A 15,283-nucleotide genomic window follows, 5' to 3' on the forward strand; every position below is an offset into this window, starting at 1 on the left:
CCTCAATACCGGCGCCACGGCGACGACGTCGCGCGGTAGAAGGTCTTGTAGGAGATATGTCTGATGTAGACCCTCCGCATCAGCGGGTCGGCCTTGGCCATCATGCGGAGGGCTGCGACCGCGATCAGCCAGATCGCGACGCCGAACAGTGCTGCATACCAGGTGAGCACAACGAAGATCAGAATGACGGCGGCGAGCGCCGTCACCAGGACAAGCTCGCGATCGGCGCCCATCAACAGGTTGGGACGTGACAGCGCCCGATGCACCCGCGACCGGATGAGGTTGGAACCGGCGTCAGCCACGAGCCCCCTCCCCTACTGCAGACGGCGTTGTTGCCGGCATGGAGACAGCCGGAGCAATACCTGCCCCGACATGGCGCTCGCCGATCGACGCACCGGTTGCACCAAATAGGGCGACGATCTGGGTGGCGCCAAGGAGGACCCCGCCGACCAGGGCCACATAGCAAAGGCGACGGGCGAAATCGTTCAGCTCGCCGCCGAAGATCAGCATGGCGCCGGCGATCGCCACCGCGGCGAGCGCAATGAACCCGGCTACGGGACCGGTGATCGACTGCTGGATCTGCTGCAGTGGCGATTCCCATGGAAGACCGCCACCGCCCGAGGACGCCAGCGCGGTCCCCGAGAGGCTGACGGTGAAGGCGGCGACCGTGATGAGTGCAAGAATAGAATAGGTCTTACGCGACATGGCTGTCCTCGTCGATCTGGGCATAATGTTCGGTCTGATAGTGGTTGTTTCGGTATCCCTCGATGTGGATGACCTCGCGGACCCGCCTTCCCTTGCCCGTCCGCTCGATGGAGACGACGAGATCGACCGCCTCGCCAATCACCTCCTGCATTGGCTGTTGGCTCGCTTCTGCGGTTAGTTGTTCAAGCCGGCGCAGCGCCGACATCGCGGTGTTGGAATGGATCGTGGTGACCCCGCCGGGATGGCCGGTGTTCCAGGCCTTCAGGAGCGTGAGCGCTGCACCATCACGGACCTCCCCGACGATGATCCGGTCGGGCCGCAATCGCATCGTGCTCTTCAGCAACCGCGCCATATCGACCGTATCGCTGGTATGCAGGCTGACCGCGTTTTCGGCCGCGCACTGGATTTCGGCGGTATCCTCGAGGATCACCATCCGATCATCTGGCGCCGCCGAGACGATTTCGGCGATAATTGCGTTGGCGAGCGTCGTCTTGCCGGAGCCAGTGCCCCCGGAAATGACGATGTTCATGCGGGCGTCGATTGCACTGCGGATGGCTGACGCCTGGGCTTCTGTCATCACCTTCGAGGTTACGTAGTCGTTGAGTGGGATGAGACGCGAGGCGCGACGACGAATCGTGAAGGCAGGGCTGGAGACGACGGGCGGAAGCAGCCCTTCGAAGCGATGGCCACCGATCGGCAGTTCGCCGGAAATGATCGGGCGTTCGTCGTCCGCTTCCGACTGCAGGGCATGGGCGACACTGCCGATAACGACTTCCGCGGCGGCAGAACTCATGGCGCCGGCCGGAGCCACGCCATGATCTAGGCGTTCGATGAACAACCGGCCGTCCGGATTGAGCATGATCTCGACGACTGAGGCATCGTCGAGCGCGACGCACAGCTGGTCGCCAAGCGCGTCCTGCAGTTTGCGGACAAGCCTTGGATGGGAACGGAGCTGGGTCACGCTGCGCTCCTCTCCGAATGATCATCAGTACAAAAGAGAGCGGATCGATAGTTCGGCGGGCGGACCCGCTCGAAGCTCTTCTGGTCCGCCGGAAGTGTGCCGGCTATGGCGACAGTATTGCCAATTGCCACAGGTTTACCCAAACGGGCCATCGGCCAGCCTGCCCGATTCAGGATGCGCTCGAAGCGAAGGTCGGTGGCGGTAACGATCTTGTCGTAGCCCTGCGCTATCGACCATTCGATGATCCCAGCGAACATGGTCAGGGTGGCAAGGTGGAGCTGTCCCCCTTCCCTGCCTGCACGCAAGGTCGTATCAACGCAGAAGCGCGAACTCTCGATCATCGCGGTATTTGCATTGAGCGAGCCCTCCCTCAAGAGCTGCGGAAAGGTCAGCTCGAGCATGGTCGGGCCCACAGCGGGAAGGAGACGTGCGCATCCGACCACCTTGCTGCCGGAGGTGGCGAGGATGTAGGTTGGATTGAGTTCGTCGTACTGATCCCGCTCGCCACCATCGATGATGGAGACGTCCCATTCGAGCCGTCCGCTGAACACGTCGGCGCGCAGCCGGTACATCTGTTTTAGAAGATTTTGATGCTCGACATATCGGTCGGGCGAGATCGTGAGAACCTGCATCCTTATCTCCGCGTGAACTTCGTCAGGCAGATGAAGATCATCTCAATCCACGGCTGGCCATCTGCAGATCTGCAGGCGATGATTCTGGTGAGTCGGGGTGGCGGGCTGAGTACGCGAACAAATTAAGTGTGCAGAACGCCTACGTTTTTCTGCAGATCTGCAGTTTCGATCGATTACTTCTTCTGGGCAGAATCTGCCTAACTGTCCGAAAAACCTCGCAGATTCGAGGTACGCAATTCGGCACGGCGATTTTTGTTAATCCCTTGTTAACCCTATTTCCCTTGCGGCATTCTCAGAATCGTGGCTTATCATTGAGACGGTAAAGGCGCGTCTGACGCCGATAAACCGTCTGAGAACAGAGGCCAATGTGAACGTGATCGCTCGACACATCGAAAAAGCATCGACATCCGCCCATATCACGCAGCGTGCGGAAGCGCTGTCTGCACGTTTGCGTGCGGTTGGTGAACGCGCGTTTCCACCCACGGCCCAGAAGACGTTACGGTCGTTTTCGTCTGGAGAAGTTGCTGAGATTGTCGGCGTCTCCGATGGTTATCTCCGTCAGCTCTCACTCGACGGGCTTGGACCTGCGCCTGATCTGGGGAATGGTGGCCGCCGGTCATACACACTTGAGCAGATCAAGGAGTTGAGACAGTACCTAGCCACCGCCCGTCCAAAAGAAGCGAGCAGGTTCTTTCCTCGGCGCCGGGAGGGTGAAAAGCTCCAGGTGATCACCGTCGCAAATTTCAAAGGCGGTTCAGCAAAAACTACCACTTCGCTCTACCTCGCACAGGGTCTCGCTCTTCAGGGTTATCGGGTCCTGGCTATCGATCTTGATCCGCAAGCTTCGCTTTCGGCAATGTTCGGCTATCAGCCTGAGTTCGATGTCGCTGAAAACACTACCCTGTACGGCGCGATCCGCTACGACGATCAGCGCGTGACGATGAAAGACGTCATTCGCCCCACCTATTTCACAGGGATCAGCATCGTTCCCGGCAACCTCGAACTCATGGAGTTCGAGCATCAGACGCCGCGATTCATGTTGCAAAACCGCGGTCGACCGGAAGATCTCTTCTTCAGAAGGGTCGCGGGAGCGATCGCTCAGGTCGAGGATGACTTTGATGTCGTCGTGGTGGACTGCCCGCCTCAGCTCGGCTTCCTCACCATGGGTGCGCTTAACGCCGCCACAGGCATGATCGTTACCGTTCATCCCCAAATGGTCGACGTCGCCTCCATGAGCCAGTTTCTTCTGATGACATCTGATCTTGTCTCAGTCATTGAGGAGGCTGGTGGTCGCCTCGACTATGACTTTCTGCGGTTCCTAGTCACGCGCCACGACCCTCGCGACGTGCCGGAACAGGAGATTGTCGGCCTGATGCGCGATGTGTTCGGATCGGATGTCATGGCTGCCACGGCGTGGAAGTCGACAGCGATTGCGAATGCGGGACTTACTAAGCAATCCCTCTACGAATTGACGAGAGGTGCGGTTGGTCGGTCGACCTATGACCGCGCAATGGAGTCGATTAATGCCGTAAATCAGGAAACCGTAGAACTTCTGAATGAGGTATGGCAGCGATGACGGCGGTCCAGGTACATATTAATCAAGACGTTAGTGCGTTGTCAGCTGACTACGGCCCGCCGTTTCACGCGGATTATAAAGGGGGAGCAAACGCGTGAGCAAACGTACGCAATCGATCCGAAATCTCTTCGCCAGTGGTAATGACGAGCAGTCCGGTGACGGTTCGCGCCAGCCGGTTCAGCGTGTCGCATCAGGCGCGGTTCGTTCCTTGAAGGACACGTTTTCAGAAGTCGAACGTGACTACGAAGAATTAAAACAGCAGGTCGCGAGCGGGGCACTGCCGGTCGAGTTGGATCCGGCCCTGCTTGACCCCTCCCCGTTCGCTGATCGGTTCATCGATCAGGATTTGGCCGCTGTCGAAGCGCTCAAGACCTCGTTCAAGGATCATGGGCAGGAAATTCCTGTTCTTGTTCGCGTTCATCCCAATGTCCCTGGCCGTTATCAGATCGCTTATGGTCATCGTCGCGTCCGAGCCGCTCTTGAGCTCGGGATGGTGGTTAAGGCGTACGTACGCGATCTTAATGATGAGCGTTTGGTTGTTGCCCAAGGCATCGAGAATTCCGCTCGCGAGGACCTTACTTTCATCGAGCGCGCAATGTTTGCATTTAAGCTCGAGGCAGGCGGTATCCAGCGCACGTCAATCCAGACAGCGCTTTCGGTCGACCGCCAGGAAGCTCACAAGCTTCTCAGCGTTGCTAAGGGAGTTCCCGCATGGTTGATCGAAGCGATTGGTCGAGCACCGAAAATCGGCCGACCGAGATGGCAAGATCTGGTTGAGCGCCTGAAAGAACAAGGTGTCGAGAAGTTGGTCCGAAAGGCGACTGAAGAGAAGTCCTTCGTGCACAAGGATACCGACGACCGCTTTGCTGCGGTGCTCCGGGCTGCGAGACGTGAAGATCACAAGCCGGCAGAGGCGAATGTGCCGAACGTTGCGAAGTCGCATGACGGCACCACGATCGCGACGCTGGCGCTCACGGGTAAGCAGTGCAAAATTCAAATCAGTCGAGATCGAGATGAAGCCTTCGCCAAATTCTTGATGGATAGGCTTCCCGACCTTTACGCAAGTTATCGGAGCCAAGCTCCGTCATCTGAAGAATAAATTGGAAAGGTAGCAGCAAAAGAAAAAGGCCCCCAAACGTTGCCGTCATGGAAGCCTCTCTCAAAGGTCTAAGCAGCCTGAGAATCGCATTTCCATGAATCGCAGTCAAGAGTCTTTGGCACCGTTTTGGTGAGTGGATTTCTTTTGCCTCTCGAAAGGTGAAGAAAAATGCTCGGTGGAAATGTCACGACGCCCTTTGGGCGGCGGCCGATGACGCTTGCGCTTGTGAAGTCCCAGATGCGGACCGCACAATGCACGGAAGAGAAGACAGTCGACAAATGGAAAGTTTACAGGGATGCTTGTGATGCGCGGTCCCTATTGGGAATACGCGATCGCGCGCTAGCGGTTTTGAATGCCTTGCTTACGTTCTACCCCGAGTCGGCACTCAACTCCGAAGGCAATCTCATCGTCTTTCCATCTAATGCGCAGTTGACTGCGAGGGCAAATGGCATAGCTGGGACTACGCTTCGCGAGAACCTTGCACATCTGGTGGAGGCCGGCCTCATCCAGCGGTGCGATAGCCCCAACGGCAAGCGCTATGCGCGGAAATCCAGCGACGGATCTATCGAGTCAGCCTACGGATTTAGTCTTTCGCCGCTGCTCGCGCGTGCGGATGAGCTGGCGATTCTGGCTCAGCAGGTGGCGGCAACGCAACGCCAATTGAAGATTATCAAAGAACGGATCACGATTGCTCGCCGGGATAATCGCAAGCTGATCTCGGCGGCTATCGAGGATGGCGTTCCTGGTGATTGGGGTAAGGCAGAAGCACTTTATATCGATCTGATGGCGCGTCTCCGGACAGCCAAGACTATTGAAAATTTTGAAGCACTGCTAGACGAACTTGAGCTATTGCGGGACGAAGTTGTCAACCAGCTGGAAATGCAGCTTAATTCCCGAAATTCCGACACCAATGGTGCCGAAACCCGTCAGCACATACAGAATTCAAATACCAAATCCCCAAATGAACTTGAACCTAGCTCTGGAAAAGAGCAGGGCGACAAGCCCAGCCCAGATATCGGTCGGGTTGCCGAGCCGATTAAGGCATTCCCGTTGGGGATGGTTGTGAGAGCCTGCCCAGAAATCACGATCTATGGTCCGGGGGGCAATATCACAAGTTGGCGCGATCTGATGACAGCCGCTGTCGTGGTCCGATCGATGCTCGGAGTTAGTCCGTCAGCGTACCAGGATGCCTGCGAGGTGATGGGCCCGGAGAATGCGGCTGCCACGATGGCCGCTATTCTCGAACGAACTGGGCATATCACCTCGGCCGGCGGATATCTCCGGGACCTGACGGGGAGGGCGCGGCGCGGTGAGTTTTCATTGGGGCCGGTGCTGATGGCGTTGTTGCGAGCGAATGGGCATGAGGCACGGCGCGCTTGAGTTTGTAGGCACGCGGCCAGTCTTGTGCACTGTATAATTGCGGCGTAGTCAGCTGACTACGACTTAACTCTCTGAATAAGCTTATTATTGTGATGGAGAATAATGTCAGACACCGTAAATCACCACTTCATCCCGCAGTTTTACCTCCGGGGCTTCAGCGACGCGGCCGACAGGCGGAAGGCTCAGGTCTTCGTGTTTGATCAGCCAACAAGGAAGTCTTTCCGGACGCTTGTTAGAAACATCGGTGCTCGCCGGAATTTCTTCCGGATCGAGGCAGAAGGCTTCGATCCGAACCATGTTGAAGACGGGATGGCAGAGATCGAGGGCGAGATCGCTCCGCACTTGGCAGAGGTCATCGCGAGCAAGGGCTTCCCTTCAGACGACCATTTCACGTCAGTAATGCTGCTGATGGGAAACGTGGCTGTCAGAAATCCGCGGTTCCGGTCGATGCTGGAGGACTTCCACGTCAAAGTGGCCGGCGGAATGATGAGGGCGTCCCTCCTGGACCAGGAACGCTACTACGGCTCGATCAAGCAAGCGCGAGAAGGCGGCGTCCCGATCCGGGACGATATCAGCTATGAGGACATGAAGGTGTTCATCGACGGAGGGAACTACAATATCGTGATCGATCAGACCTATCTCATCGGTCTGGAGCTCAAGGCCGTTCCGACATGTGTCGAGCAGCTGGCCCGACGAAGCTGGTCATTTGTCTCGGCGCCAGAGGGGGCGGCATTCGCTACCTGCGACGACCCCGTTGTCATTGCATGGTCCGATGGAAAAGATCGGGGGCAGTATTCGCCGGGCTTCGGCCTTGAGGGCACGACTGTTATGTTCCCCCTTTCGCCGGAGGTCGCACTGATTGGCCTGTTCGTGAAGCAGCCGCCGAGCCGCGCGTTTCGCCGAGACCAGGTCGCCGGGATGAATACAAGCACGGCGAAGAATGCCACAAAGCAGCTCTACGCTAGGGACGGCGAATTTGAGCTGCACACTCGGACGGAGCCATACACGCGCGGGAAGGATCTTGCAGCCGCTCTGGATAGGCAGGGGAAGGCAAAAGACAAATAGGACGAAACAGAAGTAAGAACTGAAATTCGGCGATGATTTGGTCGTTGCCCTGAGCAGCTGGGGTGAGAAGGCGCTGATTTCTGTCTCTGTAGTCGGCGGGAAAACCCAGGAGCGACGCCAGGCGAACAGGGCGGATTTCAAAGAGAGAATGACATCAAGTTGACGGGAGCTCACGCCTATCCCTGCAGCGCGTTGATGAACCTGTTTTCCTGGAATGCCGGTAACAAGATCGCGGAAGACCAGAAGGTAAGTCAAAAAATGAACCTGTTGTCCCATTTCATGCAGCTCTCAAAGAGCCCATGTGATACGAGAGCCTAAAAACGACAGGAAATATCGATGGCTAGAACGTTGATCCGTCCCGGCGGTCGCAGCGAACGAATTCAGATCGCCGTGCACAAAGCTGTGAAAACACTGATGGCAGAAGAATCGGGCCGGGAACTGACCGTCGCCATGATCGCCATTCGCGCCGAGGTTCCGCCTTCAACGATCTATCGTCGGTGGGAAACACTTCAGAAGCTCCTGGAAGACGTGGCCAGTGAACGCTTCCTGCCTGACAGCGTCCCCAAGAATACAGGATCGTTCCGGGGGGACATCGAAATCTGGCTGGAGCAGTTGGTTGACGACATTTCGTCCGGGCCAGGGCATACCTTGTTGCGCGAACGCTTTACAAACGTAAGGGTGGCCCAGACTGCAGCTGGTTACACTTTTCAGAACCTCGTCTGTTTATGCGACCGGTGTGAGGGACGTGGTGAACCCGTTCCCGATCCGGATCGCCTCATGGACATGATATTCGCACCCATCGTATACCGCATCTTCTTTACCGGGCAGACAATCTCCAAAGGCTATCAACTGGAGCTGATCGACAACGCCATGAGCTCGAACGGTGTGACACTTCCGTTCGGGAGCCAACCGTCCATTCGCGACTATGTACTTTACGAAAACGATCCTCAGTAATTTATCAGGAGTTGAGGATCGCCTTCTCCGAACCTCGGTTGAACGCCGAGTAGAGATCCCGTCCGTGCTATGATTTCTTTCGCCATGGGCGCCGCCGTGAATGCGGCCGTCCGACCTCCCTTTTCGCCCGTCAAAGGCGCGTCGATGATCGTCAGGACGACGTAGCGTGGCTGATCGATTGGAAACCCGGCGAGGAATGCGTTGAAGTTTAGATGAGCGGCATAGCGGCCATTGATAACCTTATCAGCCGTCCCCGTTTTTCCACCTACGTTGAAGCCTGGTACGAGCGCATTACGGCCTGATCCCTTTACGCCATTCCAATGGAACAGATATCGCATGCTCGAACTTGTTTCCGGCCTGATGACCTGCACAGCGGCGGCATCCGCTTCCTCGGCGGTCCGCTTCAGGAAAGTCGGTGGCATCAGTTTGCCGCCGTTCATCAGTGCGGCCCCGGCAACTGCGGTCTGAAGGGGCGTTGTCGCCACGCCGTGCCCAAAGGAGATCGTGACCTGGTTGATCTTCTTCCAGATTTTAGGCTGCGTTGGAGTCGCAACTTCCGGCAATTCAGTCGACATTTTTGACAACAGACCGAGCTTGCCGAGGAAGGCTTGGTGGTCCGGGATATCCACCATGGACGCAACCGCCGCCGTGCCGATGTTCGAAGAATATTGGAAAACCTCTGGAATGGTGAGCGGGCGAGCCTGAGCGTGATCGTCCCGAATAGTGAAGCCCCCCATGCGGATCGGCCTGGTTGCATCCATCACCGAGTTGAGGCCGACCTTGTTCATGTCCAAGCCCATCGCGAGCGTGAAGCTTTTGAACGTCGATCCCATTTCGAAGGTGGCGTTGGTGATGCGGTTGAACCACCCCTTCTCGTAGTCCTTGTCGATGCTTCCGTCTGGCAGGAGCCGGGTCGGCTCGTTTGGGTCATAGTCTGGCACCGACGCCATCGCGACAACTTCACCAGTATTGGCGTCGAGGACGACAGCTCCTGCAGCTTCGGCTTTGTAATTTGTCATTGCATCGGCGACGATACCATGGACGATATTTTGAACCCGCAGGTCTATGGAGAGATGCACGGCGCTCAACGCGCCGCTATCCGCCATACCCAGAGCGCGGAGATCGGTTAAGCCTTGGCGGTCGATATACCGCTCCATGCCTGCGAGGCCCTGGTTATCGACATTGACGTGTCCAAGGATGTGAGCTGCCGTCGATCCTCCTGGATAAAAGCGGCGCTTCTCTGGGCGAAAACCGATGCCCGGAATGCCCAGCTTCATGATGTCGGCCTGCTGGCGTGGCGTCAGTTGGCGTTTCAGCCACTGGAATGCCGTCTTCGATCTCAGCTTCTTATGGATCTCAGACCAATCTATTGCGGGCATGACAGTTGCGAGCTTTTCAACAACTTCATCAGCGTCGACAATGCGCCTTGGCTCGGCATACAGCGAAACCATGTTCAAGTCGGTTGCCAACAACGCGCCATTGCGATCAACGATATCGGGCCGAGACGCGGCATAGTGCTCATTCGGTCCGATTGATGCCGTCGTCAGCGGTGCTACGAGACCATACTGGAAAAGCCGGAGCGTTATCACGAGGTAGAAGAGGGCAAATCCTCCGATGAGGATCAACAGCCTGCGGCGGGCCTGTTTCTGTCGCGAAAACGCACTACCGGGTAAATGTTGGCGAGCATTTTTTACAGGGCCGATATGAGCGCGGCGTCTGCGGGCTAGGATGAATGCGATCATGGGGCTCTGGCTGCAAGGCAGCCGAAAGGGGCGTGTCCCATGAGGTCACGTCCACCTGACGGCTGCAAAAACGAATCTTAATGCTCTTTTTGTAGCATTAAAGCCTTCCAGATCATTAACGCAATTCAAATTGCATTAATTCGTCATCGCTGCGCGTGTGCACATGAAATTTGTGTACGGAATTGACGAGATCAAATCCGTACATTAGTGTGTCCATGGCTAGGCAATTCGAGAAGCAATTACCATGAACAACAATGAACTCGCGGCTTGGCGCAAAACAGTGGCATTGACGCAGCAACAGGCTGCGGACGCCATGGGTATCGCATTAGCGACGTATGAAAACTACGAACGAGGTGAGCGAAGGGATAACGGTCAACCAGTCGTTATTCCGTCTTACATCGAATTGGCGTGTGATGGCCTTAGCTTGCGACTCGCCGCTAAGGACAACGACGTCCACAGGCTTACGCGAAGCGTAAGAACGAATGCGAGTCACGTTATGTACCTTTTGTCGCTGGCTTCCTGGATTGCCGGGGGTAAGCGCAAGGAGGGTCGTATGTATCCTACCCATCACGCGCTATTGCGTGATGAAGGTATGATTCCCAAGGACGAACCGAGCTTGCTGGAGAAACTTTTCCCTATGGCCGACGCAAACAGGCTTCGCGACCTGATGGTCCACTACGGATTGCAGAATGCACCGTCCACTGTGGCACAGGACCAGCAAGCCGTTGAAACAGTCGAGTGAGCGGAATGATTGACCGACTCGGTGACGTAAAGCCTCAAATCATCCGAGCAGCGCGGCCGCTCCGCCGTGTCGCGCTGTTATAATAGCTCGAAGCCTGCTGGACGGATCGATGGCGTGACTGTTCCATCGCCTCGGGGAGGGGGATGCCACGGTTGGCAGCCTCCGTCAGATAACCTGACCGTAATCCGTGCGCAGAAAACTCCGCAGGCTCCAACCCCGCCATTTCGGCACGCTGCTTGAGAATGGCATTTATGGACTGCGGATCGACTGCCCGGCTTGAGACGTTACCCCAACGCCCGATCCCGCGAAACACGCTGCCCGTGTCGATTTTTGCCGCCGTCATCCAGGCCTTCAACGCCTCGACGGGTCGGCCGGTGAGATAAACGACATCGTCCTCTTCGCCTGTCGTCGTCTTGGTCCGACCGAGATGAATGGCGAGAGAGGGCAGGGGAGGCCCGTCTGCTACCTCAATCGGGGCTTCGACGGTCAATTGTTCGACCCGCAACCCGGACATCTCGCTCCGCCGGCGACCGCCAGAGGCGAAGGCGACCATCAGGATGGCGCGGTCGCGCAGATCCCGCAAGCTGTCTGTGGCGCAGGTCGCCAGCAGCTTTGCCAGGACATCGCCCGTGACAGCCTTGGCGCTCTTGCGGCTCCGTTTCCGTGGCACGGCTCGCACGGCAAGCCGGATCGCCGATTTGAGGGGAGGGGAGGCGAAGGCACCATCGAGACCGCGCCATTTCGTCAGCGTCGACCAGTTGGCCAGCCGCCGGCGCACCGTCGACGGCGCATGCGGGCCGGTCGATTTCAAAAACCCTTGGTGGCGGAGATTCTGATCGACATCGGCGGGCATGCCGTGATCGGGATCACTGGCCCGCTTTTGCGGATCCCACAAATGCTGCGCGACGAATTTGAGCAGCAGCGCCTCGGGCGCCGGCCAGGGCAGCGATCGGTTTGTGGCGGCGAGTGCCCAGGCTTCGAGATAGGCGAGGTCGGAAGTGATGGCGCGCAAGGTGTTGGCGCCCATGCCCTCGTTGACGAGATGGCGCAGCGTTTGGATGTCGCCATCGGTCAGAAGCTCGGCAAGTTCATTGCGGCGGTCGATCGGCAGGACCGAGGCGATGGTGTCGAGCTCCACTGCCCGGCGCTCGACACCAGTGAGGCGAGCGGCTTTTCTGGCAGCCATCAGGCCGTTTCAGCCTGTGGCCGCCAGCGTGCGATGATCTGCTCGATCTCGCTGCGATAGTCGTATGGGTATTCGACATCCTCTTCGCGAGCGAGCCAGGTGAAGATGGTCGCCATATCCTCGGCGACCTCGCGATCGACATTGGCGAGATCGGTCAGGTCGAATCCGCCATGGACCTCGGCATTCCACCAGGCCCAGCCGGCCCGAAGCTGCGATTTTGGCCAACTCGCAGAACGTTGTGGGAACACGGCGTGGAGGATTGACCCAAGAAGTGCCCGGTTGTGACATTGCGCTCCAATTTGAGGAGCGTTTTGATGAGTACGGGTATTTCGAGTTCGGATTTTGTCGGCCAATGGAGCCTGAGCTTCGCCGACATTGATTTCATCAATTCCAAACCGGCCGCTACCAGGCTTGGCTTGGCCTGGCAGTTGAAGTTTTTCAGCGCACGCGGATTTTTCGCTGACGATGGCACATTGATCCCGAACGATGCTACCGAATACCTGGCTGAGCAGATCGGCGTCCGTGCCGACGAGCTGTCCAGATATGATTTCGGCGGGAGAACTGCCCGTCGGCATTGCGCCGAGATTTTGCAGTATCTCGGCTTTGGTCGCATGACGCGACAAGACCGCGAAGCGCTTTCTTATTGGATTATCGGCGAGCTTTGCCCCTTCGGACGATCCGTCAGCACCATGCTTGAAGCGGTGTTTCTTTGGTGCCGGGATCGCAATATCTATGGTCCGTCTGCCAAGGAGCTTGAACGGCTTGTTCGTTCGCAACGGCAACAATATCTCGACGGCTGGCTTCATGAGGTGAGAGCCGCGCTTCCGCCTGAGACTGTTGCAGCGATGGAAAGCTCCCTGGCTGACGCGGAAGGGCCGACGGGCTTCAATGCGATGAAGGCCGACGCGGGGCGAGCAACGCTCGACAACATTCTGGAGGTGACCGCCCGGCTTGCGTTCATCCGGAGCCTGAAACTCCCACGGAAGATGCTTTCAGCGATCAACTCGGCGTGGATCGAGCATGTTGCCCGCCGGGTTTCCGGCGAAAAGGCGTCCGAAATGCGCCGCCACACGCAGACGCGCCAACTCGCGGTTTATGCGGTTTATCTGATGGCGCGGGAAACGGTGATGACCGATGCAATGGTCGAGTTGCTCGTGGAAACAGTACACAAGATTGGAACCCGGTCGAAACGGAAGGTGGTGGGCGACATCGCCAAGGATGTCGAACGGGTCTATGGCAAGGAACGGCTGCTCGTCGACATTGCAACCGCATCGATTGACGATCCGGACGGTCGCATCTGCGATGTCATCTTTCCCGTTGTAGGCAAGGAAAAGCTGGCGGCGATCATCAAGGAGAGCAATGCCAAGGGTGCGCTCGACCGTCGCATTTATGCCGTCATGCGCAATTCATGGGCCAATCACTATCGCCGGATGCTACCAAGCCTGCTTTCCGTGCTGGAGTTCCGGTCGAACAATGCGGTCTGGCGACCGGTTTTGTCCGCCCTCGACTGGATCAGGGCGAAGCTGGATGATGGGTGCCGGTTCGTGCCGCAGAAGGATGTGCCGATAGACGGTGTGATCCCGGAAAAGTGGCGCAGTTCGGTCATCGACGGAAATGGTCGCGTCAACCGCATCAGCTATGAACTCTGCGTCCTGACCCAATTGCGGGAATGCATCCGGTCTAAGGAAATCTGGGTTGTCGGCGCTGACCGTTACCGCAATCCCGATGATGATCTGCCAAAGGATTTTGCGGATCGGCGTTCCTCGTACTATTCCAGACTGAATCTGACACAGGACGCCCGCGAATTTGTGGCAATGGTTCGCCAGGAACTGGAACACGAGTTGCTGCTCCTGAACGAAACAATCCCAAAAAACGAGAAGGTAAGAATCCTCTGGCGCGGCGAAAACCGGATATCGATCACGCCGTTCAAGCCAGCGCCGGAACCGAAAGGGCTGGCAGCCATCAAATCGGAGATTAGTCAGCGCTGGCCGATGACGGGCCTCCTCGATGTGCTGAAGGAAGCAGCCCTCGACACCGGATTTCTTGACGCGTTCGAGACCTCGGCCTCCCGCGTCGCGCTGCCGAAGGCTGTTCTGGATCAACGATTGCTACTTTGCCTCTATGGCCTCGGCACCAATGCCGGGCTGAAGCGGGTGGCCGGTGCCACCACCGATGCCAGCTATGAGGAACTTCTTCATGTGCATCGCCGCTTCATTCACGCGGGCGCTTTGCGGGAAGCTTGCGCTCGGGTTGCCAATGCCACGCTTGCAATTCGCAACGAAGCAGTCTGGGGTGACGCCGGGACGGCCTGCGCATCGGATTCTACGAAGTTCGGGGCCTGGGATCGCAACCTGATGACCGAATGGCATGCCCGCTACGGCGGGCGCGGCGTCATGATCTACTGGCATGTCGAAAAGCGGGCCACTTGCGTCTATTCCCAGCTCAAGCGGTGTTCGTCGTCGGAAGTTGCATCGATGATCGAAGGTGTTCTTCGCCATTGCACCGATCTGGAAATCCAGCGGCAATATGTCGATAGCCACGGCCAGAGCGCCGTCGGTTTCGCCTTTTGCCGCTTGCTCGGCTTTGAACTCGCCCCACGCCTGAAGGCGATTGCCCGGCAGAAGCTGGCGTTACCGGATGCGAGCTTCCGGACAAATTTGCCGAACCTGCTATCGGTCCTTTCTAACCCGATCAACTGGGAGGAGATCGAGCAGCAATATGACGAAATGGTCAAATATGCTGCTGCCATGCAGACGCGCACGGCCGATCCGGAGGCAATCCTGCGCCGCTTCGCGCGGGCGGAAGTGATGCACCCCACCTACAAGGCGCTCAGCGAGCTCGGCCGTGCGGTCAAGACGATCTTTCTGTGCCGTTACCTGCGCCAGGAACCATTCCGCCGGGAAATCAATGAAGGCCTAAACGTTGTCGAAAACTGGAATAGCGCCAACGGTTTTGTCTTCTTCGGCAAGGGTGGTGAAATGGCGACTAACCGCATTGATGAGCAGGAAGTTTCGGCACTGGCACTACACCTCCTTCAGGCTTCACTCGTCTATGTGAACACGCGCATGCTGCAAACCGTACTTGCCGAACCAGCCTGGCATGGCCGTATGGCACCCGAAGATTATCGTGGCCTCACACCGCTGATCTACGCCCATGTCAATCCCTATGGCCGGTTTGATCTCGATCTGGACAGCCGGATAGATTTCGGCAAGATCGCTGCCTGAGTAGCAGCGGAAAAATG

At 57.5% G+C, this 15,283-nt stretch carries 14 protein-coding genes; 7 read left to right on the plus strand and 7 right to left on the minus strand.

Going from position 1 to position 15,283, the window contains the following annotated elements; translation table 11 throughout:
* Nucleotides 1-2: 2 nt before the first annotated feature.
* From G6L28_RS20450 to G6L28_RS20465, 4 genes are read right to left on the minus strand one after another with little or no spacing between them, the layout of a single operon-like run.
* Nucleotides 3-302 (minus strand): conjugal transfer protein TrbD, encoded by a 300-nt coding sequence (locus tag G6L28_RS20450; protein ID WP_174065995.1) that lies wholly within the window; start codon nucleotides 300-302, stop codon nucleotides 3-5.
* Nucleotides 295-705 (minus strand): conjugal transfer pilin TrbC, encoded by a 411-nt coding sequence (gene trbC, locus G6L28_RS20455; RefSeq protein ID WP_174065997.1) that lies wholly within the window; start codon nucleotides 703-705, stop codon nucleotides 295-297. The genes G6L28_RS20450 and trbC overlap by 8 nt, the downstream gene beginning before the upstream one ends.
* The gene (trbB, locus tag G6L28_RS20460; protein WP_174065999.1) at nucleotides 695-1,666 is read right to left on the minus strand and encodes a P-type conjugative transfer ATPase TrbB; all 972 of its coding nucleotides are present in this window, start codon (nucleotides 1,664-1,666) and stop codon (nucleotides 695-697) included. Before trbB ends, trbC begins: the two co-directional genes overlap by 11 nt.
* Nucleotides 1,663-2,298 (minus strand): acyl-homoserine-lactone synthase, encoded by a 636-nt coding sequence (locus G6L28_RS20465; RefSeq protein WP_174066001.1) that lies wholly within the window; start codon nucleotides 2,296-2,298, stop codon nucleotides 1,663-1,665. Before G6L28_RS20465 ends, trbB begins: the two co-directional genes overlap by 4 nt.
* A gap of 367 nt (nucleotides 2,299-2,665) precedes the next feature.
* On the opposite strand from G6L28_RS20465, the gene repA reads away from it, so the two are divergent.
* From repA to G6L28_RS20490, 5 genes are all read left to right on the plus strand, one after another.
* A complete protein-coding gene (repA, locus tag G6L28_RS20470) occupies nucleotides 2,666-3,874 on the plus strand; it encodes a plasmid partitioning protein RepA (RefSeq protein ID WP_425292697.1) in 1,209 nt (402 codons plus the stop codon).
* A 94-nt stretch (nucleotides 3,875-3,968) separates the two neighbouring features.
* Nucleotides 3,969-4,973, plus strand: coding sequence for a plasmid partitioning protein RepB (gene repB, locus G6L28_RS20475; RefSeq protein ID WP_174066003.1), 1,005 nt, complete (start codon nucleotides 3,969-3,971; stop codon nucleotides 4,971-4,973).
* A 168-nt stretch (nucleotides 4,974-5,141) separates the two neighbouring features.
* Nucleotides 5,142-6,353, plus strand: coding sequence for a plasmid replication protein RepC (gene repC / locus G6L28_RS20480; RefSeq protein ID WP_174066005.1), 1,212 nt, complete (start codon nucleotides 5,142-5,144; stop codon nucleotides 6,351-6,353).
* Nucleotides 6,354-6,455: 102 nt separating this feature from the next.
* Complete coding sequence (locus tag G6L28_RS20485; protein ID WP_174066007.1) at nucleotides 6,456-7,418, plus strand: DUF4238 domain-containing protein; 963 nt, start codon at nucleotides 6,456-6,458, stop codon at nucleotides 7,416-7,418.
* A gap of 336 nt (nucleotides 7,419-7,754) precedes the next feature.
* Nucleotides 7,755-8,372 carry a TetR-like C-terminal domain-containing protein gene (locus tag G6L28_RS20490; RefSeq protein WP_174066009.1) on the plus strand — a complete coding sequence of 206 codons (618 nt, stop codon included), beginning with the start codon at nucleotides 7,755-7,757 and terminating at the stop codon, nucleotides 8,370-8,372.
* On the opposite strand, the gene G6L28_RS20495 is transcribed toward G6L28_RS20490, so the two are convergent.
* A complete protein-coding gene (locus G6L28_RS20495) occupies nucleotides 8,366-10,114 on the minus strand; it encodes a peptidoglycan D,D-transpeptidase FtsI family protein (protein ID WP_174066011.1) in 1,749 nt (582 codons plus the stop codon). The two genes, G6L28_RS20490 and G6L28_RS20495, sit on opposite strands and share 7 nt — an antisense overlap.
* 244 nt (nucleotides 10,115-10,358) lie before the next feature.
* On the opposite strand from G6L28_RS20495, the gene G6L28_RS20500 reads away from it, so the two are divergent.
* Nucleotides 10,359-10,856, plus strand: coding sequence for a helix-turn-helix domain-containing protein (locus tag G6L28_RS20500; RefSeq protein WP_174066013.1), 498 nt, complete (start codon nucleotides 10,359-10,361; stop codon nucleotides 10,854-10,856).
* Nucleotides 10,857-10,890: 34 nt separating this feature from the next.
* Here the strand turns inward: G6L28_RS20500 and G6L28_RS20505 are convergent, their stop codons facing one another.
* Nucleotides 10,891-12,042: a site-specific integrase gene (locus G6L28_RS20505; protein ID WP_174066015.1), complete on the minus strand. Its 1,152-nt coding sequence runs from the start codon at nucleotides 12,040-12,042 to the stop codon at nucleotides 10,891-10,893.
* On the minus strand, nucleotides 12,042-12,290 hold the full coding sequence (locus tag G6L28_RS20510; protein WP_337795790.1) for a DUF7673 family protein: 249 nt from the start codon (nucleotides 12,288-12,290) through the stop codon (nucleotides 12,042-12,044). Before G6L28_RS20510 ends, G6L28_RS20505 begins: the two co-directional genes overlap by 1 nt.
* 66 nt (nucleotides 12,291-12,356) lie before the next feature.
* On the opposite strand from G6L28_RS20510, the gene G6L28_RS20515 reads away from it, so the two are divergent.
* The gene (locus tag G6L28_RS20515; protein ID WP_174066017.1) at nucleotides 12,357-15,266 is read left to right on the plus strand and encodes a Tn3 family transposase; all 2,910 of its coding nucleotides are present in this window, start codon (nucleotides 12,357-12,359) and stop codon (nucleotides 15,264-15,266) included.
* Nucleotides 15,267-15,283: the final 17 nt, after the last annotated feature.

The sequence above is a fragment of the Agrobacterium larrymoorei genome, assembly GCF_013322225.1.
GTDB lineage: Bacteria > Pseudomonadota > Alphaproteobacteria > Rhizobiales > Rhizobiaceae > Agrobacterium > Agrobacterium larrymoorei_A.

Coding starts and splice junctions, on each gene's coding strand:
- trbC (WP_174065997.1), bottom strand. CDS start 705: ATGTCGCGTAAGACCTATTCTATTCTTGCACTCATCACGGTCGCCGCC.
- G6L28_RS20465 (WP_174066001.1), bottom strand. CDS start 2,298: ATGCAGGTTCTCACGATCTCGCCCGACCGATATGTCGAGCATCAAAAT.
- repC (WP_174066005.1), top strand. CDS start 5,142: ATGCTCGGTGGAAATGTCACGACGCCCTTTGGGCGGCGGCCGATGACG.
- G6L28_RS20485 (WP_174066007.1), top strand. CDS start 6,456: ATGTCAGACACCGTAAATCACCACTTCATCCCGCAGTTTTACCTCCGG.
- G6L28_RS20490 (WP_174066009.1), top strand. CDS start 7,755: ATGGCTAGAACGTTGATCCGTCCCGGCGGTCGCAGCGAACGAATTCAG.
- G6L28_RS20495 (WP_174066011.1), bottom strand. CDS start 10,114: ATGATCGCATTCATCCTAGCCCGCAGACGCCGCGCTCATATCGGCCCT.
- G6L28_RS20500 (WP_174066013.1), top strand. CDS start 10,359: ATGAACAACAATGAACTCGCGGCTTGGCGCAAAACAGTGGCATTGACG.
- G6L28_RS20505 (WP_174066015.1), bottom strand. CDS start 12,042: ATGGCTGCCAGAAAAGCCGCTCGCCTCACTGGTGTCGAGCGCCGGGCA.
- G6L28_RS20515 (WP_174066017.1), top strand. CDS start 12,357: ATGAGTACGGGTATTTCGAGTTCGGATTTTGTCGGCCAATGGAGCCTG.